The organism is Qipengyuania rhodophyticola (assembly GCF_042493225.1).
Classification (GTDB): Bacteria; Pseudomonadota; Alphaproteobacteria; order Sphingomonadales; family Sphingomonadaceae; genus Erythrobacter.
On the sequence record NZ_CP170454.1, the window covers coordinates 46,215 to 65,865 of the forward strand.

Here is a 19,651-nt window from a genome sequence, read left to right on the forward strand (position 1 = left end):
GACCGCAATTTTAGCCTTACAACACTAGCGGGACGCTCCCCGCAGGACTCCAAAGTTCTGTCAGGTCCAGCTTACCGGAGCTTGGCAGACGCGCGCTCGACGATATGAGAGGGAACAACCACCTGCTCCAAGTCGCATTCATGCGTCCACTCGCCTAGAAATTCGGAGACCAATTTCGCGGCGGCCAGTCGCCCCATTTCCTCGATCGGCCAATGCACTGTCGTCAAGGTTGGCCAAACATGCGAAGCCGTCGCGGTGTCATCGAACCCGACCACTTCCAAATCGCCCGGAACCTTCAATCCCAAACTGTATGCAGCATGCAAAACACCTGATGCCATTTCGTCATTGCTCGCGAAAATCGCGCTGGGACGGTCCTCGCGGTCGAGCAGCTTACGCCCGGCCTCTAGTCCTGACTCGAAACGGTAATTGCCCTGTGCCATCAGCGACTCGTCAAGCGCAGCACCGCTATCGGCGAAGGCATCTCGAAAGCCGGTTTCACGCTCGACAGGTGACCGGAAACCTTCAGGTCCGCGCACAAATCCGATTCTTTTTAGACCCTTCGCGAGCAAGGCTGCAGTCAGTTCATGCACCACCTCGCGATCGTTCGACGCAACACAATGCGCTGGCTCATCGAGCGCGGTGGATCCAATCCGCATATAGGCAACATCGAGGCGCCTACACAGTTCAACAATGTCATCCCGTTCCGAAATCGGCGGCAGAATCAAGACACCCAAGGGCCGTTGCTTTGTCAAAAACGAGTCAATCTCGTTCAAAAGCTCCGGTGAAGTACGATCCACCGGCCTTACTGCCAATGCCAGTTCGGTATCCTTGATCGCGGAAAGAACGCCCTTCTGGAAATTGAGTACAGTCTGGCCATTGGGATTGTCATGCAACAAGGCAATCATGAAATTGCGCCGCAGCGCCAGTGCTCTGGCTTGTGGGTTGGGGACATAGTCCAACTGCTTGATCGCCGCCGAAACTTTCTCGCGCGTCGCATCACTCATCAGCGGAGATTTGTTGATAAATCGGCTGACAGTTTTCTTAGAAACTCCCGCCAGTGCCGCCACATCATTGATAGTAGGCGTTCCTTGACCTCGCGGATTATCGTCGTCTCGCAACTTCAAGCGCCCCTTTCAGCAAGCACGCGGCAGTCTGCCAAATGCATGTGCCCCAACCTGCTGACAACTTTAAGGTCGATTGGCAATCAAAACAAATCAGGCTTGCAGTTACTCTGACACCGGTTACCATTAAGATGGAATATCATGGAATTAAGTGCCGGCCAACTTCGTTAGGTCACCGGCGTTTGTAAGGGGGGATGCTGTGCACTCAAGGCGCAAACATCTAAAATTATGGTCAGCAGCTGGCTTGGCGGCACTAACGCCTGCCTGCGCACAATTTGGCGCAACCAACCGTCTGACACTGGCACATACGCTCGATGAACAGCACCCAGTGCATTTGGCCATGGTACGGTTTCGTGAAGAGCTGATCCGGCTGTCTAGTAAGTCAATCGAAGTGGAAATTTTCGCCAATGCCCAACTGGGGACCGAGCGCGAGCTTGTCGAACTGGTTCAGCTAGGCGCTATTTCGATGACCAAAGTCTCGTCGCTTTCGCTGGAGAATTTCGCGCCGGATATGGGCGTCTATTCTTTGCCCTATCTGTTCGATGACAGTGAGCATCAGCGGCGCGTCGTGCAGAGCGACATCGGGCAGGAAATTTTGGACGGATTGAGCGATATCCTCCTCAAAGGGATCGGTCACTACGACGCCGGAGCACGCAGCTTTTACATGACTGGCGGCCCGGTCAACACGCCGGCTGACATTCGCGGCAAGACTTTGCGGGTCTTGCCCAGCGAAGCATTGGTCAAAACGGTCGAAACCTTTGGCGGTGCGGCAACTCCGATCGCATTCGGTGAACTGTACGCCGCATTGCAGCAGGGTGTTGTCGATGGTGCGGAGAATAACCCTCCCAGCGTGCTGAGTGCACGGCACCATGAGGTCTCGAAATTCTACTCGCTCGATGAGCATGTCAGCGCGCCTGATGTGGTGGTCATGAGCCAAAGCGTTTGGGACAACATGACAAGCGAACAACAGGGATGGGCCAAGCAGGCAATGGCTGCATCTGAGAGCTATCAACGTGAGTTATGGCGCAAGGCCTCTGATGACGCGCTGGCCGAAATCGAGGCGAGCGGCGTCACAATAAACCGGCCTGACAAGGCCCCTTTCCGCGACGCAGTGGCTGAATTGAAAGCCAGTTATGACGGAACCCGCATCGGAGAGCTTGCTGCGCGGATTGAAGCCATGTCGGAGAATGCATGATGCGCATGATGATTGAAAAAATGCTCGCCGGCATTCTGGTGCTGCTGTTCAGCGCGACCGTCTTGACGGTGTTATGGCAGGTCATTGGCCGATATGTTCTGGAAGCGCCCAGCTCTGCGACCGAAGAGATCGCCCGTTTCCTACTCATCTGGCTGGGCATGGTCTCAATGGCTTATGCCTTTGCCCGGCGCATGCATGTGGGGGTTGATCTCATTTCGAGCAGGCTCTCGGCCAGTTCACGAGTCACTGCGGCCCGCGCCATCTGGCTGTCATGCGCGGCCTTTGCGCTGGCAGTCATGGTCTATGGTGGCGGCTTATTGGTGAAAGTCACCGCGACGCTGGGCCAGACCTCAGCCGCACTCGGCCTGCCAATGTGGACCATTTACACGGTCATGCCGCTTAGCGGACTGGTGATCTCATATTTTGCGATCTCCTTCCTCATCGAAGGAATTTCAACCGAAAACGAACCAGCTGCTGGAGAACCGCAATGACCACGGGTCTCATCCTCATAGCAGTATTCTTCCTGCTCGTGGCGCTCAACGTGCCGATTGGCTTCGCCATCGGGCTGGCAACGCTCGCCGCGCTCGGCTCAATCATGCCGCTCGACCCGGCCACGACCACTCTTGCTCAGCGAATGGTCGCCGGTCTCGACAGTTTCACCCTGCTAGCAATCCCCTTTTTCATTCTGAGCGGTTATCTTATGGGGGCCGGCGGCGTCGCCAGCCGCTTGATCAATGCGGCCAAGGGATTGATCGGCGCGCTTCCCGGCGGGTTGGCCGTGGTCAACATTATCTCGAGCATGCTTTTCGGATCAGTCTCGGGCTCTGCAGTAGCTGCGACGTCCGCCATCGGATCGTTCATGGTGCCGGCAATGAAGAAGGAAGGTTATGACGCGCCATTTGCGGCATCGGTAACGACATCGGCGTCCATTCTAGGCCTATTGATCCCGCCTTCGAACGTGATGATCGTCTATGCCGTTGCTGCTGGCGGCGTCTCCATCGGTGCGCTGTTTCTGGCTGGTTATGGCCCCGGCATCGTCGCAGGTATTGCCCTCATCATCGCGGCGATGTTGGTCGCGCGTAAGGAAGGATATCCGGTTTCGGAGCGGTTATCGCTTCGCGAGTCAGTTCGCACCATCATTCCTGCGATCCCCAGCATCGCCATGCTTGCCATAGTAGTAGGCGGTATCGTCTCCGGCTTGTTCACCGCGACCGAAGCCAGTGCGTTCGCTGTCGTTTATTCCCTATTTCTGGGAATTTACCTGCACCGCGAAATGAAATGGAAGGACCTGGCCGGTGTCATCATTAAATCGGCGGAGACAACCGGCATCGTCCTGTTCCTGATCGCCGCGTCTACCGGAATGGCTTGGATGCTTGCCTATTCAGGCATGCCTGGCGCTATCGCAGAGGGCCTGCTGACAATCTCAGAAAACCCACTGTTGCTGCTGCTGCTTATCAATGTGATACTGCTCATCATCGGTGCGTTTCTAGATATCACGCCGGCAATCCTGATCTTCACCCCAATACTGCTGCCGGTTGCCGCAGCCCTGGGAATTTCGCCGGTGCACTTCGGCATGATCCTCATCTTAAACCTGTCAATTGGGCTTTGCACACCGCCAGTAGGGACTGTCCTGTTTGTGGGTGCCGCCGTAGGGCAGACCAAGGTTGCCGCAATGATCAAGCCGATGATCCCGCTTTATCTCGCAATGCTAGCGGCACTCGCGCTGACCACAGCGATCCCGCAACTTTCCGAGGGCTTGCCCCGCCTCTTCGGCATGATGGAATAAGACAAAGCTTCGTGCTGTTAGAATAAAGCAAACTCGCCTCCGATTGGCGGAGTTGTAGCTAGGTTGAGGGTAGTTCAGGCAGCAAAATTTTGCCGCTCAGCCGAGGCGGCTGAGCGGTTCGCTTGGTAAGTTTGTCGGTCGACACGATGGCGTTCGGCGCAAAAGTGATTGTGGACGTTGGCATAGATGGATGCGAATTTCTGCAACGACTTCATCTGTCGAAATCGCAGCATTGCCCGTTACCTTCCCTTGCCGCCTCAATCCGCATCCGGTGCATTTGATCTGACAAGACCATTTGGCCTTACAGCACCATTATTTGGAATTGATCGACCAGTCATACTCATATCCGGAAATGTCGTTTGCGCCTTCGAGTAGCTTGGCCGTCGGGCCGACAGCATATTGACGTGCGTGGTCCAAGACATCCTCGACTGAGCCCCAATCACTTTGATACCAATCAAAAATATTGGATGCGATAATCTCCCCAGGCTCGCCGCCAAAACCTCGTGGATGGTTGACAAAGGCAGCGGCAGCCGCGTCAAGCATCTCTTCCAGCTTAGCAGCTGTGTAGGCCTCAGTCGCCAGGTTGGGGCAGCCGATAGAGGCGCAATTCACGGCGTAGTGAATGCGTACATCTTGCCACTCAGGCCGAAGAATATCATGCTCAATATTATCGAGGCTAAGTGTCCGCCCAGAGACCGTTACCGCATCATCTTTCCAAGGGCCTAGGCTCAAGAGGCCAATATCGCGAATTGATTCAACCGGCCAATTTTGGACAATCACGTCCACTGTCGCTGCGTTGTAGAGATTGACCCAGAATGCGAATTGCTCGTCGGCTGAAAAGCTCTCTATGTCGATAGCCTGCATTGCGGTGAGATAGGATGTGAGTGCGTCGCTTGCCTCAGCCTTCATCCGCTCATAATCGACCAGATTCACTCCGTCCGGGCCCTCACTCACATATTCGCCGAGCAGCTCGTTCCACTGCGAATGGTCGATTGCTTCAGTCGAGTCGGCAGCGATGGAAAAGCTCTCATCGCCCAAGCTGCCCTGTTCCGGCGCACATGCAGTCGCAAGCGCGGCGGCGGGGATCGCCCCAAGCAGAGTTCGGCGGGAAATTGCTGAAGATGGAGTTGGTATAGGCGCGGCGCGGGTGAGCATGTCAATTTTCCTTAGGGCTTTCAGACAACTCCTGTGCCTTCGCTCAGCCAGCGGAGAATGTTACACCGCGATCTGGCTGGATTCGGTCTCTTGATCAGTAGGTTTGGCTAGCCGCCCGCCCTTCGTCTGGCCAGCGCGATCGAAATCGCCGAAGGCTTCGCGCCCGATTACGAATAGTATCTTGCAACCAGCAGCGATAACGCCTCGCGCCGTCCCAGAAATTTTGGAGACGCCCACGCGCCTGCGATAGCGCGCTGGACGCTCCGTGATCCGCATTTGCTGCTTGGCGGCGCGCACCTGCATTTCGATAGTCCAGCCGAAATCACGGTCTGCCATAGCGAGCCGATCAAGCGCGTCACGCCGAATCGCTCTGTACGGCCCAAGATCGGTATAACGAACGCCCCAGATCAGGCGGACCAGAGCCGGAGCCAGCCAATTCCCAAAACGTTGCGGCACGCTCATTGCGCCCGGCTCAATCGCGCCCAAAGTTCGTGAGCCGATTACGAGATCAGCGTTATTTGCAACAATAGGTTTGACGAGCTCGCTTGCTTCTTCGGGCACGTCGGACAAATCTGCATCCATGAAGAGAATGATGTTTGTCTTAGGATCAAGCGCATCGAGCGCGGCGAGACAAGCTGCGCCGTATCCTCTTTCATGCTCGGCAATGACCCGGGCGCCTGCGGCTGCTGCCTTCGCCGCAGTCTGATCAGTTGAGCCATTGTCAGCCACAATCACCTCGCAAAGGCCGCGCAAACCTGCGCTGCGTATGCCGCGCACGGTGGGGCCAATAGAGGCCTCTTCATTGAGCGCCGGGATGACCACGGAAATTTGCGGATGGTCGATTTTGTCATTGAGAGCGGGTTGCTCACGGGGTGTACCGCGCGCGCGCTTGCCCCGCCAGAGATCATAGAGGATAGCGGCCGCGATAGCGCCCCATTGGGCATATTGCGCAAGGGGGTGCACCTGAAACTCCTCCAGCGAAAAGTCCTCAAGGTTCAGTCCGGTGAGATAGGACAGCGGCAAGACCGCGCTCGCCACATATGGCCACACCTCTTTGCGGCCCAAGGCAAGTGGTAGAAGCCATAAAAGATACCATGCGTTCACCGCCGGCGCAAAAAGCAGAATTACACCGAATACTGCGGCCAGCGGAACTTCCTCAAATCCGCGCGCGCGGGCATGAAGCCACACAACCAGAACGGCGGCAATCGCAAGCGTCGCAAGTCTCCCCCAGGTCGGACCAAATGCGCGGAACAGCGGTTCATACGCGTATGGGTTGAAATACCACTGGGTGGCGAACGTCTCGGTAGAATCGAGACCGATACCATGGCCTTGAACGGCGAACACGCCGTAAAGCCCAGCTGTGGTGGCCACCGCTGCGATCATCGCCGATGGTTTCAACCGGAGTAGCAAGGGCCAAGCAGCAAGCGCGACCAGCTTCACGCAGGCCGCAATGCCCAGCATAGTGCCGGCAATGATCGGATGCTTGCGGCCAGCCACAACCGCAGCCAGAAGCGCAAAGCCTAGGAAAATGTCGGGATGCAGATGCAAAGTGCTCTCTGCCACAACAAGGGGATTCCAGGCGAACAAAGCGACTTTGTCGCCGCTGTATTTGCGCAGAAGCAACGCAGTCAGTCCGAGCGCCGCAGCGGCAAAAACAAAGCGCAAACCAAGCTCATTGGCGCCAGCAAAAAAGGTGGTTATGGCAAAGATGACCTGCAGTACGGGGCCATAAATGGTCGGATAATATGGGTAATTGATCCATTCAAGGATATCGCGCATCGCTGGCGGGACAGCGGGGTTGTCGATGAAGTCCTCAGGCGGAATGCCGTAAGGGGTCCCCGTTTCCAGTAGACGCCATCCGTCCCAAATGAAGCGGTAAAAATCGTCCTCAAAGACGGTATGCCCATATAGCGCTATGCCGTGCCCAATCGCCGCAACAGCCAACACCGCGAGCCCGCTAATCTTGGCAGGGCGCCAAAGCAGGTAGCTCGTCAGCGCACCGCCAACCACTAACGATGCGACATAAGGCAGCACTGAGGTTCCTGGCGAACGAGACAGTACCACCAAAGTCACAACTGTCGCCAAAAACACAAGCGCCCCGCCGGTGATGTGCAGGCGGGGAGCAAATGTACGGTCTATGCCCGGCATAAAATCCGGCTCGCTAAAAGGCGAGCCTTACGCCTCAAACGCCGTAACGCTGGCGCAAGAATAAGAGCACGGCGCTGCGATTTTTTTCCTTGATGTCAAACTTACCGCTGCGAACTGCCTGAGCGACCTCGCTTGCGGTTTGTTGGTTCAAGTTCCGGTGATATTCGCATTTTTTGCATGTAATGCGCTTGCGCACTTGTGACCGGCCCCGATTGAGAAGACGCTGTTCTGGCGAGACTCGGGGGAGCGAGTTGCCTCTGACGCTGTCAAAGCCGCCCCCAAAGCCGCCTCCGCCACCACCGCTACCGGAGCCAGATGCAAGTGCTGGAGCTGAAGCAAGCACCATGCTCAAAACTGCTGCGGAAACCACGAAACCACGCATAATAACTCACCTCATATCGCTTCAAATAAACTTCGCTCGCATGAGGGTTCGCGCGCAAGACGCGGTTGGATACACCTTGGCACTAAAACTTTTCTGGTATTCGTGAAATCAACTCCGAACGATCTACCAAACGCCCCCAATATTCGTCGTAGGGGTGGATCATCCGCGTCGCCTTGCCGGATGTATCAACGAGTGGGCGCTCTTCATTGTGCCAGCCGAACAAGCCGCGCTTCAGATTGACTACATCGACCGCGCCCAAACCACGTAAGGCCGACTGCGTTTGCTCTGCATATTGGCTCGACCGAGCACCGACTGAACAATAGAATACGACTGTCATGCCTTCGACCAGATCGCCATATTCCAGCAGGAACTCCTCCGCTGGCAGGTCTGGTGGGATACGGATCGCACCCGCCAGATGGCTCACGGAAAATTCCTCGGCTTCGCGCGTATCGAAAACCACCAGGCTCCGGCGGTCATGCTGAGCGAATTCAGCCGCATCGATATGGACGACGTTCGGATAGCTCGCTGCGATGCCCTCATGCACAGCGGAAAGCCCCGAGGTGCGCTCCACCAACACGGCCACCAAAGCGAGGACCGCGGCTGCCACGCCAATTCCGGCGAGGATGAAATTTCGTCGTGGCCACGCTCTCACCTTGCACCATCCTTCGTAAAGGGCCTCACGAGGTAATCGCGCCAACCCTCAAGCGGGCGGTATCCATCAATGCCGGTCGGGTGAAACTTTTCATCCTGCGGCATATGCTGCGTGCCGAATATCCGGTCATAGAAGGAAAAGAAGGAGCAGTAGTTTCGGCCCCAGTCCTCAACCGCGCGGGAATGATGATAGTGATGATAGATATTGTCCGCCAGGATGTGCCGCAAGAAGGGCGGGAATGACAGTGCCGGATTGTCTGAGTGCATGTAGTAATTTGAGACGAGATAGAAGGTCGTTAGCAAAGCGACATATTGCTGCGGACTCTCAATAAGAAACACAAGAGGGATAGTTATAACCGCAAGATACAGCGCGTCTTGCGCCCAATGAGAATAACTGCGCGCTGCGTTCATCCCCTCAATCTGATGATGGATCGCATGAAGCCGCCACAGCATCGGAACATCATGCAATGCGCGGTGCAGCCAATATTCGAAGAACCCAATGACGACCATATAGATCACAGGAAATACGACCAACAGCGGGCCAAAATCGTCGCCCCCTAGAAGCGGCTCTATCTCAAATGATCGAAGCGCACTAAAAGCAAGCGCCTGAAGCGCAACCCCTATGCTGATCGCGGTGCCGCCGTAGAGCAACCCCTCTGCGTAGCGCGTGCGGAAATCGTTGAAGCCCAACTGTTTCCATTCAAAAAAGGCGAACAGAGACACGAGGCCAAGGAAAGAAAGCAGGCCGTTCGCCAGCGCAGCCACAAGGTCAACCCAGATCAAAGGCGCTTCCGCTTCGTAGAGGGCAAAGCCAATTTTGTATTGAGCCCAACCAACCCCGCGCAGTATTGCCTCTGACAAGACAACCAGCAAACCGAAAGTAAGTGCGAAGCGCCAGATCGAGACTGCTCGTTCCTTATCGGCAAAATCGGCCGGCAAACTTTTCGACTGAGTTACCTTCAATTGATCCACCCTGACCGATAAGAGTATGTACTAGGGGCTAAATCCGTCGGCTTTCCGTATAATGTTACAAATGCGTGTGCAGGCTTTTTCGATCGGAGAGTTAAAAATCCAACAAGCAAATCTAGGCGAAAACATTTGACCGGTCTAGGCAGGGAGCGAAGATGAGGCACACTGGTGTGTACTAGGAAGCTCGATAAAGCTCCTGCAGTCGGCTTTAGATTCGGCAAATTGTGGGCCGTCACAAAAGACATCTTTTTGAGCTCTGAGTGCACGGTCCGATCCGGTCTGGATGTGCTGTCAGGCTAAAGCAAGCAAGCTCGTCTCTGGGTGCAAGAGAGCTGCGGCGAGGTCGATCGGCATTAACCGCAGCGAGAATTTGCCATTTGCCCATGGCAGCTGAGTCAAAGGCCTTGTAAGTTTCACGGTTGATGAGGTGGCAGTGCTCAAGAGTCGGAAATACTGCCGATAAAATTTTTCTGCATCGATAGCTGAGGCCATCTGCTATCAAAGAGAGAGCACCTTTCCTCGAAGGCAAAATACTGATAGGTATTGCGATGAAAACATAAGGCTGGGCAAATGAAAAAAGCGCGGTTTTGTTTGTATTTACAGGGAGGTGCAAATGAAGAAAACACTGATTTCGGCAACAGTTTTTGCACTAGCCGCGAGCTCTACAGTTGCCATTGCTTCAGGTTCTACTGGCCGCGGTTCGGCTGGAAACGATTGGGGAACGCATGTCCAACGAGGCAATAACAGTCTCATTTCAGATGAACGTCGCTTAATTTCTCGGGGGCGTGCACTGGTGCGTCGGCACATCACTTGCAAGAGCTGCAAATATCATAACAATCTCACTCGTGACACAGCATCTGAGGTTGCTCAGGCGGTGCGAGAGGGTCGCTTTGAGATAAATAACAGGCACAGAAATGCTGTTCTTACCTATCTCGAAAAGCGCTACGATATCTAATCAAGAGGTGCTGTCGGCCTAAAGCGAGGTTGTCTCCGATTGGCGTGGAGCGCCCTACCCTCACCTCTGTTCAGGCCATGAGGTTTTGCCACGCAGCCAAGGAGGCTGAGCAGCTTGCATTGTAAGATTGCCAATCGCAGTCGCTATTGAAGTGGTTGTGGGCGTTGGCATCGATTGAGGCGAACTTCTTTAGCGATTTTGTCTGTCGGAACCGAAGCATTGCGCGCGCTCTCCGTCGGAACGGTAAGTGTGAGTTCTCCGCTCAACTGTGTTTACATCTTCCCATCTCGCGGCAGCTTTCATTGCCCAGTTCACGCATAGCCGATAAATAGGACTTGAAATCACCTGTGACTATGGCCTCGGCTTGACCGTGCTGCTTTAATGCCTTGCGAAGGAACCTCAAAGCTGCCTTTTTGCAGCGCTTTTTCGTGACTTAGCTCTTGGGGATCTCGCCTTCGTGATCTACCGTGCACCAAAGGTAATGCGTCTCTCCATTCTCTTTCATACACATTTTATCGAGATGCCTTCGAATGTCGGAAGCAAACAGCGGTCCGAGCCTGTTGCAGCACATTCTAACCGTCCCATAGATGATGTCGTAACCGCGTTCGCACAGAAGATACTCCACGTTTCGCAATCACAACGGAAAGCGAACACACATCAGCACAACAAGCCGAATGATCTCGGGTGACGAGTTGAAACGATGGAAGGAATTTGGCCGTTTAACTCCCGATTTTCTCTTCGTCGCAACTGGTTAGCAGCCCCAACTCTCGCCTAGCACGTTAGTTTGACAAGGGTGCTGTCAGTCTAACGCGAACTCGTCTCCGCTAGAGGGAAAGCGCCCTACCTTCCCCATCGATCACGCCATGAGGCCTTGCCACTCAGCCAGGGCGGCTGAGCGGTTGGCCTTGTAAGTCTGTCTATCGGTAAGATGTCTGTCTGTGTTGAAATGGTTGTGAACGTTGGCGTGAACAGAGGCGAACTTCTGAAGAGACTTTATCCTCCTGAAACGCTGCATGACCCGCTCTCTTCGGCGGAAGGGTAAGTGCGAGTTCTCCACCCGATTGTTCGCCCAGCGGCCCATCTCCTGCCTGCCCTGGTTTCCAAGCTCGCTCATGGCCGCTTTGTAGGATGGCAGGCCATCAGTGGTGATTGTCTCGACCCGCCCGTGGTTCTTGAGCGTTTTCTTCATGAACTTGAGAGCGGCCTTCTTGTCTCTTTTCTTGGTGACGTAGCTCTCAAGCACTTCGCCTTCCTGGTCAACCGCTCGCCACAGATAGTGCGTCTCACCGTTTATCTTCACGAACATCTCATCGAGGTGCCAGCGCCAATGCCTGAAGCCACGCATGCGGTTGATGCGCTGCCGCTTGATATCGGCTGCAAACATCGGACCAAACCGGTTCCACCAGAACCGCACCGTCTCGTGACAAACGTCGATCCCACGCTCAGCCAACAGATCCTCGACATTGCGCAAGCTCAGCGGAAAACGCACATACATCAGCACCACAAGCCGAATAACTTCAGGCGAAGAGTTGAAGCGTTTGAACGGGCTATCTGGTTTACGGCGTCTCGGCATCAAACTGACCTACCCGCACCTAAATATCCGTCAATCAGGCACAGTTAGCCTGACAAGACCAGCCGGATGACCTGGGGTGACGAGTTGAAACGCTTGAATGGGCTATCTGGTTTACGGCGTCTGGGCATCGAATTGCCCTACCCTCGCCGCCTCGATCCGCAACAGGTGCAGTTAGTCTGACAACACCTCTTCGATTAACTGTTCGATCGCACCGCTATCAAAACCCGTCAGCTCTAGATCGAAGCCATCATCCAGCGCTGCAATCTCCGACAGCTCAGCTGACAGAAGATCGTCATCCCATCCAGCAAGTTCGGCCAAGCGATTGTCAGCCACGATGTAAGCGCGTTTCTCTGCTTCACTTAAATCAGACAATACGAGTGTTGGCACTGTCTTCATACCCAGCTTCTTGGCCGCCTCTAATCTCCCATGGCCCGCGATGACACGATTGCCCTCGTCAATGAGAATCGGATTGCAGAAGCCAAAGCATTCGATGCTCTTTGCAATTTGGCCGACCTGCTTCTTGGTGTGAGTGCGTGGATTGGACGGGTGAGGCTTGAGTTCAGTAACATCCGCCATGCGGATTTTTGCATCGGCAATTGGGTTCAGATCCTTCATGAGTTGCTCCTATGGTCAAAGGAGCAGCCCAGCTGTCAGATATGCGAGCGCGATGCTTTCATCTTAATTCATCAAGCCCGCGCGCTGATTCCGAGCTTTGAGTGTTGGTTGAGCAGCGCGCGTCCAGACCCATACCGAAAGCGCCTCGCAACGATCTCAGCTGCTTGGACACAAGGAGCGTCATCGCCGTAACCTCTCACAGTCATTCCAGCGCTTCGCCCTGACTTGATCCGTGCCACCTCTTCTTCGATCTCGAACCGCGCTGCCCAAAGCCTCAGATAATCAAGACACGTCATTGGCTTTCGTCCGCGCTTCTTGTGAAGCTTCCCAGCAGCCTGCCTTGCACGGTACTCACGATAAAGAGCATCCACCGATGCCCCGGGCATGTGAGCAAGAATGCTATCAAGGTCGCTCGGCATCACGTCCAGTCCGCGGGGGTGGCGGCGATGAAGCCAGGCGATATGTACCGGCTCGAACATCTCATACGCAGTTACTCGTGTCATCGGGCTCTCCCTTGCTTGGCCAACGACGAGGCTTCTTGCCGATCTTCGCTCGAAGGCCAACCAACGTTTGGTGCAGGGAAACGATTTTCCCTGATCCTCACCTAGATTTTCCCTGTTAATGGCGGAGAAATTCCCTGTTTTTCTCGCAGAACACCGCGAAGAAAACCTGGCGAAATACGCGAGAGAAGCCCGTAATTGCCTGAAAATCCGGCGCAAATTCGGCCAATGGGTCCTTCGCCTCGCAAGATGCATTCCCAAAAACGACGTTAACAGGGAAGTTGGCCAGTTCCGTACCTCGCAAATGACCGACAGAGAAAACCCGCCAACTTGCCGGCATTTTTCTCGAGATCGTTCTCTCTTCGGTACGGTTTGATAGCCAGAGTGGCGCAGAACTGCGCGGTTCTGCAGTCAGCCTTCTCTAGTTTCAGGAAACTACCAGACTAGGTGGCGGAGAGACAGGGATTCGAACCCTGGGTACCCGTAAGAGCACAGTAGTTTTCGAGACTACCCCGTTCGACCACTCCGGCATCTCTCCGCAATGAGCCCGGCTTTGCAACGCATCCACTGCGCACTGCCCGGCTGGTCAAGGATGGCGCGGTTAGCGGACGCCGCCTCCGATGCCAAGTCCAAATCCGGGCGAGCGCTGCAAAATCGGGGGAACGCGTCACTTACCAGCTTGTCTTTTGCAGCGCCTTCTCCATATCTGTGCAACTCATGGAACGAACTCTATTTTTCTCGGCTCAAGCTGGCCGCACTATTGAAGCCCCTCAAAGCGCAAGCGCGACTTTCGCCATCGGGGACATTGTGCGCCATAAAATCTTCGATTTCCGCGGCGTGATTTTCGATATCGACCCAGTCTTTGCCAACAGCGAAGAATGGTACAATTCGATCCCAGAAGACATTCGCCCCCACCGCGATCAGCCATTCTATCATCTCTTCGCTGAAAGTGATGAAAGCTCATACGTGGCCTATGTCAGCCAGCAAAACCTACTTGGCGATTCAATCGGCGGACCGGTGGAGCACCCTGATGTGCATGAGCTGTTCGAGACCTTTGAAGACGGCCGATATCGCTTGCGGCGGGCCCTAACTCACTAAGGGTGCCCCTAGTATTAGTGACTCTGCCCGGCTGCCCCCTTAGGCGCGACCCGGGCAGTGATGCCTAATTCTTGATTTTCCAACCCGACTTCAGCAGGCGATATGCGATCAAAGCCAGCACGGCATTGAGCGCGAGCAGGCCAAGCGCCGCGACCACTACATCTGAGGTTGCGCCGCCAATGTCTGTTTCGCCCAAAAAGCCGTAGCGAAAGCCGGAAATCACATAGAAGAACGGGTTTGCGCGGCTGATCGCCTGGAAAGCTGGTGCGAGATTATCAATCACGTAAAACGTGCCTGAAAGCAGACTGAGCGGGGCGATCACGAAATTGGTAATCGCCGCGTTGTGATCAAACTTCTCAGACCAGATCGAGGTCATCAGCCCTAGTAGCGACAGCATAATTGCGCCCATCAGGCCAAACCAGATTATCGCCCAGCCATGCGCGATGCCCAGCGTCACGCCGGGATAGAGGAACATTGCGGCGGCCACTGTACAGCCAACCAGCAGAGCGCGGGTCATCGCCGCGCCGACAATGCCGGCCATTAATTCGCCCTCAGACAAAGGCGGCATGAGCAAGTCGATGATCGTCCCTTGGATCTTGCCCGAAAGTAGCGAGAAGGACGAATTGGCAAAGGCATTTTGCATCATGCCCATCATGATCAGTCCCGGCGCCACAAAACTGCTAAAGGATACGCCCAGAACTTCGCGTCCGCCCCGGCCCAGCGCGACTGAGAAAATCACCAAAAACAGCAAGGTCGTGACCGCTGGCGCCCAAATCGTTTGCGTCTGCACCTTGAGAAACCGCCGAACCTCCTTAATATAGAGACTCCACAACCCAACCCGGTTAATCCCGGCAATTACGGGTTCACCGCGCGGCGTAAACGTGCTTTGGTGTTTGGGCATATCGTTCTTTGGCGAGGTGGAGGTATCGGGCGTAGGTTTGGCTTGATCGACCATCAGCGGGCGAGTAGTGCTTTGCGCCTCTGGTGACAAGCCATCTGCGCTGAGTAATCGCTAGTCACTTATATCTCGGCAAACCGCCGGATGAATTAATTTATACAGGATACTGAATGAGCTGGACTGATGAACGTATCGCGACTTTGCAGAAGTTGTGGGAAGGCGGCGCGACTGCCAGCCAAATTGCCGAAGAGCTTGGCGGTGTGAGCCGCAATGCCGTGATCGGCAAAGCGCACCGGCTTGGGCTCAAATCGCGCCCATCCCCCGTGAAGTCAGCCGACAAGAAGAAGGCGCCCGCGAAGAAGGCGGCGCCTGCGGCAAAAAAAGCGCCAGCAAAGAAAACCGCGACCAAGACAGCGAAAACCGGTGGGCGGCCGGATCCGCGTACGCCAATTCCTGCTTCGCACACCAAAGATTCGAGCATCCCGTTCCAGCCGCTGCCGAACAAGTCACCTGACCTTCCCAAGATCGTCTCGGTTGGGCCCGGCGGCTTCTTGCGTCAGGGCCCCGGAGATCAGCAACCACCTATTCCGCCTGCGCCCCCGCGGCGTCTGGTACCGGCCAAGCCGAGCCCGGAGATTGCAGATAAGACGAGCCTGCTCGATTTGTCGGACAAGGTTTGCCGGTGGCCGATGGGCCACCCGGGCGAGCCCGACTTCCATTTTTGCGGAGCGCCGGTCAATCCCGGCTTTCCATACTGCGTCGAACATTGTGGACGGGCCTTCCAGGCACAGCTGCCGCGCGGCTCACGCCGCCCCCCTCCACCTCTTCCATTTGGCGGGCCGCGCGTTCGTTAAAAACGTTTACGCTGAAGGGCAAATGCACTTTTAACCCGATCGAAATACGCCGCTCTTAGGATATCTATATCCAGGGAGCAGCATATGACTGATCGCAAGGAAACAAACGGGTTTGATCGCCTCGATCGCAAGATCGGGTCGGCGTATAGCCGCGCAATAGCCTGGATTATCCTGATACCAGGTGGCTTGCTGTTCGCTTACCACACCCTATCGAGCGAGACATTCGCGATCACCACGCATTGGCCCGGTCTTGCTGCCGCAGCGGTCTTACTCATTCTGGCGCGCATTTGTTTCAAGTCACGCGAAGGGATGCTGAGCATATTGTCAGACGTAGGGACAGACAAGAAACGCTGAGGTGGCATACGTTCTCGCCGCTAAAAATATTGATTTCCCCTGACGCGGCCCGCGCAATAGTGCTAGCGCGCGACGTACCGATCAGGAGAACACCCCATGTCCATTTCACTTTATGATGCCTTCGTTCCCAGCTGCCAGCAGATCTTGGGCGGGCTAAATGGCCTCATCGACAAGGGCGAGGCGCATGTGAAAGAACATGGTCTGGAGGATGCCGAGTTAATCGAGGCCAAGCTCGCCGAAGATATGTGGACCCTGCCCTGGCATGTCCGTGCCTGCTGGATGCATTCAGCCTATACTTTTGGTCAGATGAAGGGCGGAGAGTTTACGCCGGACTTCACCGACGTGCCCAATAGTTGGGGCAGCATGCGCGCCATGACTGGCGATGCGCTGAGCACGCTCGATGCGCTCACCCCAGGTGAGGTTGAGGCGCTGGCGGACAAAACAATCGGGTTCGTGCTAGGCGGGAAGCGTCTGATGGAATTCACCGGCCAGAACTTCCTGCTTAGTTTCAATCAGCCTAACTTCTATTTTCATGCGACAACATTTTACGACATCCTGCGGATGAAAGGCGTAACGCTCAGCAAACGTGATTTTCTGGGAACGCCGCGAGTGCTCACGGCGTAGCCCACTTTGTTGAGGGGTTATCATGAAGCCATTTGTTCTTACGCTTGCGGCCAGCGCCGCTGCACTTTCTCCATCTGTCGCACTGGCTGAGATACCGGACCCAGTGCGCGCTATGATCGATGCCGCGATTGAAAGCGGCGATCCCGATGCTGTGGCGACAGTGATCGATTTGGCGAAGCAGACCAATCCTGACGACGTTGCTGCACTCGAGGCGATCCAGGGCGAGTTTGATGTGCAAATGCAAGCCAATGCAGCTGCGGAAGCGCAGGCCGAGGAAGATGCCATGCGCAATGCTGGCCTGCTTGATAATTGGAGCGGTAATGGCGAAATCGGCGCATTCCGTTCAACCGGCAACTCCAGCAATACTGGGCTAACCGCGAGCATCACGCTGGAGCGGGTCGGCATCGATTGGCGGCATAAGCTCACTGGGCTGGCAGACTTTCAACGCACCAATGGCGTGACCACACGTGAGCAATTCGTGGGCGCTTACGAGGTTAATCGCGACATCAGTGACCGTCTCTTTGCCTATGGGCTGGCCCAATATGAGCGTGACCGTTTTCAAGGCTTCTCATCGCGTATCTCCGCCTCAGGCGGTCTCGGCTACCGCGTAATCGACAATGAGCGCATGCAGCTCGCTATCAAAGGCGGCCCAGCATGGCGCAAAACCAGCTTCATCGGCGGCGGCACGGATAGCGCGCTTGCGGGCCTCGCGGCGCTCGATTTTGACTGGCAGATCACTGACACGATCAAATTCACAGAAGATGCCAGCGCGTTCATCCAATCAGGTAACTCGACCTATAATTCGACCACAGGTCTAGAAGCAGCGCTAGGCGGCAATCTTAGCGCGCGTGTCGCCTATGTTATCGACCATGATACTAACCCGCCTTTGGGTGCCGTTAGCACCGATACTTTGACGCGCTTTACGCTGATTTACGGGTTTTAGAGCAGGCGAATAGACTTAGCGCTTGGACGCAAACCAGATGACGTGGTGCGCGCCCTTGTTATTGGGACGAGAACGCACACGGCGCTCCTCAACCTGTAAGCGCGCATCCTCCAAGCGACGGCGGAAACCGTGGTCGGGCGCGGCGGACCACACCGCGAGCACACCGTCCGGCGTTAGCGCATCGCGCGCTTTGGCGAGCCCCGTGCGCGAATAGATGCGGTTGTTATCCGCACGCACCATGCCGTCTGGGCCATTGTCAACGTCGAGCAGGATCGCATCGAATTTTGCGCATGTGCCATCGTTCGCATCATCGATCAGCGCGGCGACATCGCAAATCTTGAGGTCCAGGCGCGGATCATCCAGAGCATCGCCGGTCAGCTCTGCCATCGGCCCCTTGGCCCATTCGATGATCTTGTCGGAGATTTCAGCGACCACGGCCTCGCCCTTCTCCCCCATCCGCGCGAGCGCCGCGCGGTAAGTGAAGCCCATGCCATATCCGCCGATCAGGATGCGCGGATTGTTCTTCTCCAACCGGTCAAATGTGAGCTCAGCCAGTTGCTCCTCAGAGAAGCGCATGCGCGTGCTCATCAGCTCATTATAGCCCAGCACAATCATGAAATCGCGCCCGTGGCTGTAGAGCTCAAGCACTTCCCCATCGGGGATTTCCACGGTGTCGATCAGTTCACGTTTTAGCATGGCGGGGGCCTTAGATGATTTCGTCTTCGTCAAACATAGTGTCGGCCAAAACAGCTTCTGCGATGTCGTTCAACCGGTCATCGGCGGTATCTGGTGCAACAACCTCGGCAATATGCATCAAGGCGTCCCCCTGATTGACGACCGGTAAGTTGGTTCGGCCAATGATAACACCGGATAATGTGGCTGTAATGTCGTGGTTTTCTTCCCCAAATGGATCGGAGATCGTGCCCAGCAATTCGCCATCTTCAACGAATTGTCCCGCCGCCTTGATCGCGCGGAAAATGCCGCCCTCGCTTGCCCTGACCCATGATGTGCGCACGCTGCGCACAGACGCGGCGGCCGATTTCGCTGGCTTGCGCACCCCCATGCCGAGGTGGTTCATCACGCGCAAAATGCCCTGCACGCCAATGCGAATTGCCAGCTCGTCAAACCGCAAGGCTTCGCCGGCCTCAAACAGCAGCACGTCGCAATCATGCTCCGCCGCGGTTTGCCGCAGAGACCCCTCGCGCAGGCTAGAGGTGATGATCGCTGGCGGCGCGAACACTTTGGCCAGTTCCGCTGCGCGCGGGCGATCCGCACTGATGCGGATTTGCGGCAAGTTCGTGCGGTGCAGCGCGGCCGTGTGCAAGTCCACGCCAAAATCGCATTGCTCGATAATCTCAGTGGTGAAGACATTCGCCAATTGCGCCGCGAGCGAGCCTTTCGCAGAGCCAGGGAAACAGCGATTGAGGTCGCGCCGGTCTGGCAAGTAGCGTTGGTGCGCGACGAAGCCGAACACGTTGACAATCGGAATGCACAGCAATGTCCCGCACAAACGCTTTGCCGACACATGGGTAAGCAAGCGGCGGATCACCTCCACACCCAATATTTCATCGCCGTGGATCGCGGCGCTCACAAACATGGTCGGCCCCGGTTTTGCGCCGTGTATCACTCTGATCGGCAGCGAGACCTCGGTGCTGGTGGAAAGACGGCTGATCGGGGCGTCGATCGTCGCAACTGTACCGGCGGGCACTTCATGGCCGCATAGGATGAACGGCGGGCGCGGTGTGGTTTTGGGCAATTCATATCCTTTTTGCTGAGAGCCTGAAATGGGCCATCCTCATACAAAAGAAAAGAGCCACCCGGATTGCTCCA

General features: G+C 55.7%; 20 protein-coding genes, 1 tRNA gene and 2 pseudogenes. 9 read left to right on the forward strand and 14 right to left on the reverse strand.

What is annotated here, in order from left to right:
• Window positions 1-71: 71 nt before the first annotated feature.
• Window positions 72-1,118, reverse strand: a complete 1,047-nt coding sequence (locus tag ACFCXQ_RS00225; RefSeq protein ID WP_379554687.1) for a LacI family DNA-binding transcriptional regulator — start codon at window positions 1,116-1,118, stop codon at window positions 72-74.
• A gap of 247 nt (window positions 1,119-1,365) precedes the next feature.
• Here ACFCXQ_RS00225 and ACFCXQ_RS00230 point away from each other — a divergent pair, with 247 nt between their 5' ends.
• The 3 genes from ACFCXQ_RS00230 to ACFCXQ_RS00240 are packed head-to-tail and all read left to right on the forward strand — an operon-like array spanning window position 1,366 to window position 4,102.
• Window positions 1,366-2,316 carry a TRAP transporter substrate-binding protein gene (locus ACFCXQ_RS00230; protein WP_379551942.1) on the forward strand — a complete coding sequence of 317 codons (951 nt, stop codon included), beginning with the start codon at window positions 1,366-1,368 and terminating at the stop codon, window positions 2,314-2,316.
• A gap of 5 nt (window positions 2,317-2,321) precedes the next feature.
• Complete coding sequence (locus tag ACFCXQ_RS00235; RefSeq protein ID WP_379551945.1) at window positions 2,322-2,807, forward strand: TRAP transporter small permease; 486 nt, start codon at window positions 2,322-2,324, stop codon at window positions 2,805-2,807.
• On the forward strand, window positions 2,804-4,102 hold the full coding sequence (locus ACFCXQ_RS00240; protein WP_379551946.1) for a TRAP transporter large permease: 1,299 nt from the start codon (window positions 2,804-2,806) through the stop codon (window positions 4,100-4,102). The genes ACFCXQ_RS00235 and ACFCXQ_RS00240 overlap by 4 nt, the downstream gene beginning before the upstream one ends.
• A gap of 74 nt (window positions 4,103-4,176) precedes the next feature.
• On the opposite strand, the pseudogene ACFCXQ_RS14685 reads toward ACFCXQ_RS00240, so the two are convergent.
• The 5 genes and pseudogenes from ACFCXQ_RS14685 to ACFCXQ_RS00260 all read right to left on the reverse strand — a co-directional run.
• Window positions 4,177-4,341 (reverse strand): annotated as a pseudogene (locus tag ACFCXQ_RS14685) (IS6 family transposase); the annotation flags it as partial.
• A 73-nt stretch (window positions 4,342-4,414) separates the two neighbouring features.
• Complete coding sequence (locus ACFCXQ_RS00245; RefSeq protein WP_379551948.1) at window positions 4,415-5,257, reverse strand: DUF547 domain-containing protein; 843 nt, start codon at window positions 5,255-5,257, stop codon at window positions 4,415-4,417.
• Window positions 5,258-5,317: 60 nt separating this feature from the next.
• Complete coding sequence (locus tag ACFCXQ_RS00250) at window positions 5,318-7,405, reverse strand: glycosyltransferase (RefSeq protein ID WP_379551950.1); 2,088 nt, start codon at window positions 7,403-7,405, stop codon at window positions 5,318-5,320.
• A 464-nt stretch (window positions 7,406-7,869) separates the two neighbouring features.
• Entirely contained in the window at window positions 7,870-8,394 is a 525-nt protein-coding gene (locus ACFCXQ_RS00255; RefSeq protein ID WP_379551952.1) for a rhodanese-like domain-containing protein, read from the reverse strand.
• A 41-nt stretch (window positions 8,395-8,435) separates the two neighbouring features.
• Window positions 8,436-9,401 carry a sterol desaturase family protein gene (locus ACFCXQ_RS00260; RefSeq protein ID WP_379551954.1) on the reverse strand — a complete coding sequence of 322 codons (966 nt, stop codon included), beginning with the start codon at window positions 9,399-9,401 and terminating at the stop codon, window positions 8,436-8,438.
• Window positions 9,402-10,020: 619 nt separating this feature from the next.
• Here ACFCXQ_RS00260 and ACFCXQ_RS00265 point away from each other — a divergent pair.
• Window positions 10,021-10,362 carry a hypothetical protein gene (locus tag ACFCXQ_RS00265; protein ID WP_379551956.1) on the forward strand — a complete coding sequence of 114 codons (342 nt, stop codon included), beginning with the start codon at window positions 10,021-10,023 and terminating at the stop codon, window positions 10,360-10,362.
• Window positions 10,363-10,432: 70 nt separating this feature from the next.
• On the opposite strand, the pseudogene ACFCXQ_RS14690 reads toward ACFCXQ_RS00265, so the two are convergent.
• The 5 genes and pseudogenes from ACFCXQ_RS14690 to ACFCXQ_RS00290 all read right to left on the reverse strand — a co-directional run bounded on the left by ACFCXQ_RS14690 (window position 10,433) and on the right by ACFCXQ_RS00290 (window position 13,588).
• Window positions 10,433-11,041: pseudogene (locus ACFCXQ_RS14690) on the reverse strand (IS6 family transposase).
• A gap of 177 nt (window positions 11,042-11,218) precedes the next feature.
• Entirely contained in the window at window positions 11,219-11,935 is a 717-nt protein-coding gene (locus ACFCXQ_RS00275; RefSeq protein WP_379551958.1) for an IS6 family transposase, read from the reverse strand.
• Between the two features lie 171 nt (window positions 11,936-12,106).
• Window positions 12,107-12,550 (reverse strand): ParB/Srx family N-terminal domain-containing protein, encoded by a 444-nt coding sequence (locus ACFCXQ_RS00280; protein WP_379551960.1) that lies wholly within the window; start codon window positions 12,548-12,550, stop codon window positions 12,107-12,109.
• A 71-nt stretch (window positions 12,551-12,621) separates the two neighbouring features.
• Window positions 12,622-13,053, reverse strand: coding sequence for a hypothetical protein (locus ACFCXQ_RS00285; protein ID WP_379551962.1), 432 nt, complete (start codon window positions 13,051-13,053; stop codon window positions 12,622-12,624).
• A gap of 445 nt (window positions 13,054-13,498) precedes the next feature.
• A tRNA-Ser gene (locus ACFCXQ_RS00290) sits at window positions 13,499-13,588 on the reverse strand.
• A gap of 179 nt (window positions 13,589-13,767) precedes the next feature.
• On the opposite strand from ACFCXQ_RS00290, the gene hspQ reads away from it, so the two are divergent.
• Window positions 13,768-14,148 (forward strand): heat shock protein HspQ, encoded by a 381-nt coding sequence (gene hspQ, locus ACFCXQ_RS00295; protein ID WP_379551963.1) that lies wholly within the window; start codon window positions 13,768-13,770, stop codon window positions 14,146-14,148.
• Window positions 14,149-14,212: 64 nt separating this feature from the next.
• Here hspQ and ACFCXQ_RS00300 read toward each other — a convergent pair whose 3' ends face one another.
• Window positions 14,213-15,049 carry an ABC transporter permease gene (locus tag ACFCXQ_RS00300; protein WP_379551965.1) on the reverse strand — a complete coding sequence of 279 codons (837 nt, stop codon included), beginning with the start codon at window positions 15,047-15,049 and terminating at the stop codon, window positions 14,213-14,215.
• A 167-nt stretch (window positions 15,050-15,216) separates the two neighbouring features.
• Here ACFCXQ_RS00300 and ACFCXQ_RS00305 point away from each other — a divergent pair, with 167 nt between their 5' ends.
• The 4 genes from ACFCXQ_RS00305 (at window position 15,217) to ACFCXQ_RS00320 (ending at window position 17,821) form a co-directional block, all read left to right on the forward strand.
• Window positions 15,217-15,900, forward strand: a complete 684-nt coding sequence (locus tag ACFCXQ_RS00305; protein WP_379551967.1) for a GcrA family cell cycle regulator — start codon at window positions 15,217-15,219, stop codon at window positions 15,898-15,900.
• A gap of 84 nt (window positions 15,901-15,984) precedes the next feature.
• The gene (locus tag ACFCXQ_RS00310; protein ID WP_379551969.1) at window positions 15,985-16,254 is read left to right on the forward strand and encodes a hypothetical protein; all 270 of its coding nucleotides are present in this window, start codon (window positions 15,985-15,987) and stop codon (window positions 16,252-16,254) included.
• A 96-nt stretch (window positions 16,255-16,350) separates the two neighbouring features.
• Window positions 16,351-16,878, forward strand: coding sequence for a DUF1993 domain-containing protein (locus ACFCXQ_RS00315; protein ID WP_379551971.1), 528 nt, complete (start codon window positions 16,351-16,353; stop codon window positions 16,876-16,878).
• Window positions 16,879-16,900: 22 nt separating this feature from the next.
• Window positions 16,901-17,821 (forward strand): DUF481 domain-containing protein, encoded by a 921-nt coding sequence (locus ACFCXQ_RS00320; protein ID WP_379551973.1) that lies wholly within the window; start codon window positions 16,901-16,903, stop codon window positions 17,819-17,821.
• Between the two features lie 15 nt (window positions 17,822-17,836).
• On the opposite strand, the gene ACFCXQ_RS00325 is transcribed toward ACFCXQ_RS00320, so the two are convergent.
• Together ACFCXQ_RS00325 and ACFCXQ_RS00330 are read right to left on the reverse strand one after the other, a co-directional pair.
• Window positions 17,837-18,517 (reverse strand): spermidine synthase, encoded by a 681-nt coding sequence (locus tag ACFCXQ_RS00325; RefSeq protein WP_379551975.1) that lies wholly within the window; start codon window positions 18,515-18,517, stop codon window positions 17,837-17,839.
• Between the two features lie 10 nt (window positions 18,518-18,527).
• Window positions 18,528-19,577: a succinylglutamate desuccinylase/aspartoacylase family protein gene (locus ACFCXQ_RS00330; protein WP_379551977.1), complete on the reverse strand. Its 1,050-nt coding sequence runs from the start codon at window positions 19,575-19,577 to the stop codon at window positions 18,528-18,530.
• Window positions 19,578-19,651: the final 74 nt, after the last annotated feature.

Bases quoted from the DNA above. Each gene is read 5' to 3' on its own strand.
- hspQ (WP_379551963.1), top strand. From the start codon at position 13,768: ATGGAACGAACTCTATTTTTCTCGGCTCAAGCTGGCCGCACTATTGAA.
- ACFCXQ_RS00250 (WP_379551950.1), bottom strand. From the start codon at position 7,405: ATGCCGGGCATAGACCGTACATTTGCTCCCCGCCTGCACATCACCGGC.
- ACFCXQ_RS00315 (WP_379551971.1), top strand. From the start codon at position 16,351: ATGTCCATTTCACTTTATGATGCCTTCGTTCCCAGCTGCCAGCAGATC.
- ACFCXQ_RS00275 (WP_379551958.1), bottom strand. From the start codon at position 11,935: ATGCCGAGACGCCGTAAACCAGATAGCCCGTTCAAACGCTTCAACTCT.
- ACFCXQ_RS00280 (WP_379551960.1), bottom strand. From the start codon at position 12,550: ATGAAGGATCTGAACCCAATTGCCGATGCAAAAATCCGCATGGCGGAT.
- ACFCXQ_RS00320 (WP_379551973.1), top strand. From the start codon at position 16,901: ATGAAGCCATTTGTTCTTACGCTTGCGGCCAGCGCCGCTGCACTTTCT.
- ACFCXQ_RS00300 (WP_379551965.1), bottom strand. From the start codon at position 15,049: ATGCCCAAACACCAAAGCACGTTTACGCCGCGCGGTGAACCCGTAATT.
- ACFCXQ_RS00285 (WP_379551962.1), bottom strand. From the start codon at position 13,053: ATGACACGAGTAACTGCGTATGAGATGTTCGAGCCGGTACATATCGCC.
- ACFCXQ_RS00245 (WP_379551948.1), bottom strand. From the start codon at position 5,257: ATGCTCACCCGCGCCGCGCCTATACCAACTCCATCTTCAGCAATTTCC.
- ACFCXQ_RS00265 (WP_379551956.1), top strand. From the start codon at position 10,021: ATGAAGAAAACACTGATTTCGGCAACAGTTTTTGCACTAGCCGCGAGC.
- ACFCXQ_RS00310 (WP_379551969.1), top strand. From the start codon at position 15,985: ATGACTGATCGCAAGGAAACAAACGGGTTTGATCGCCTCGATCGCAAG.
- ACFCXQ_RS00235 (WP_379551945.1), top strand. From the start codon at position 2,322: ATGATGATTGAAAAAATGCTCGCCGGCATTCTGGTGCTGCTGTTCAGC.
- ACFCXQ_RS00240 (WP_379551946.1), top strand. From the start codon at position 2,804: ATGACCACGGGTCTCATCCTCATAGCAGTATTCTTCCTGCTCGTGGCG.
- ACFCXQ_RS00305 (WP_379551967.1), top strand. From the start codon at position 15,217: ATGAGCTGGACTGATGAACGTATCGCGACTTTGCAGAAGTTGTGGGAA.
- ACFCXQ_RS00325 (WP_379551975.1), bottom strand. From the start codon at position 18,517: ATGCTAAAACGTGAACTGATCGACACCGTGGAAATCCCCGATGGGGAA.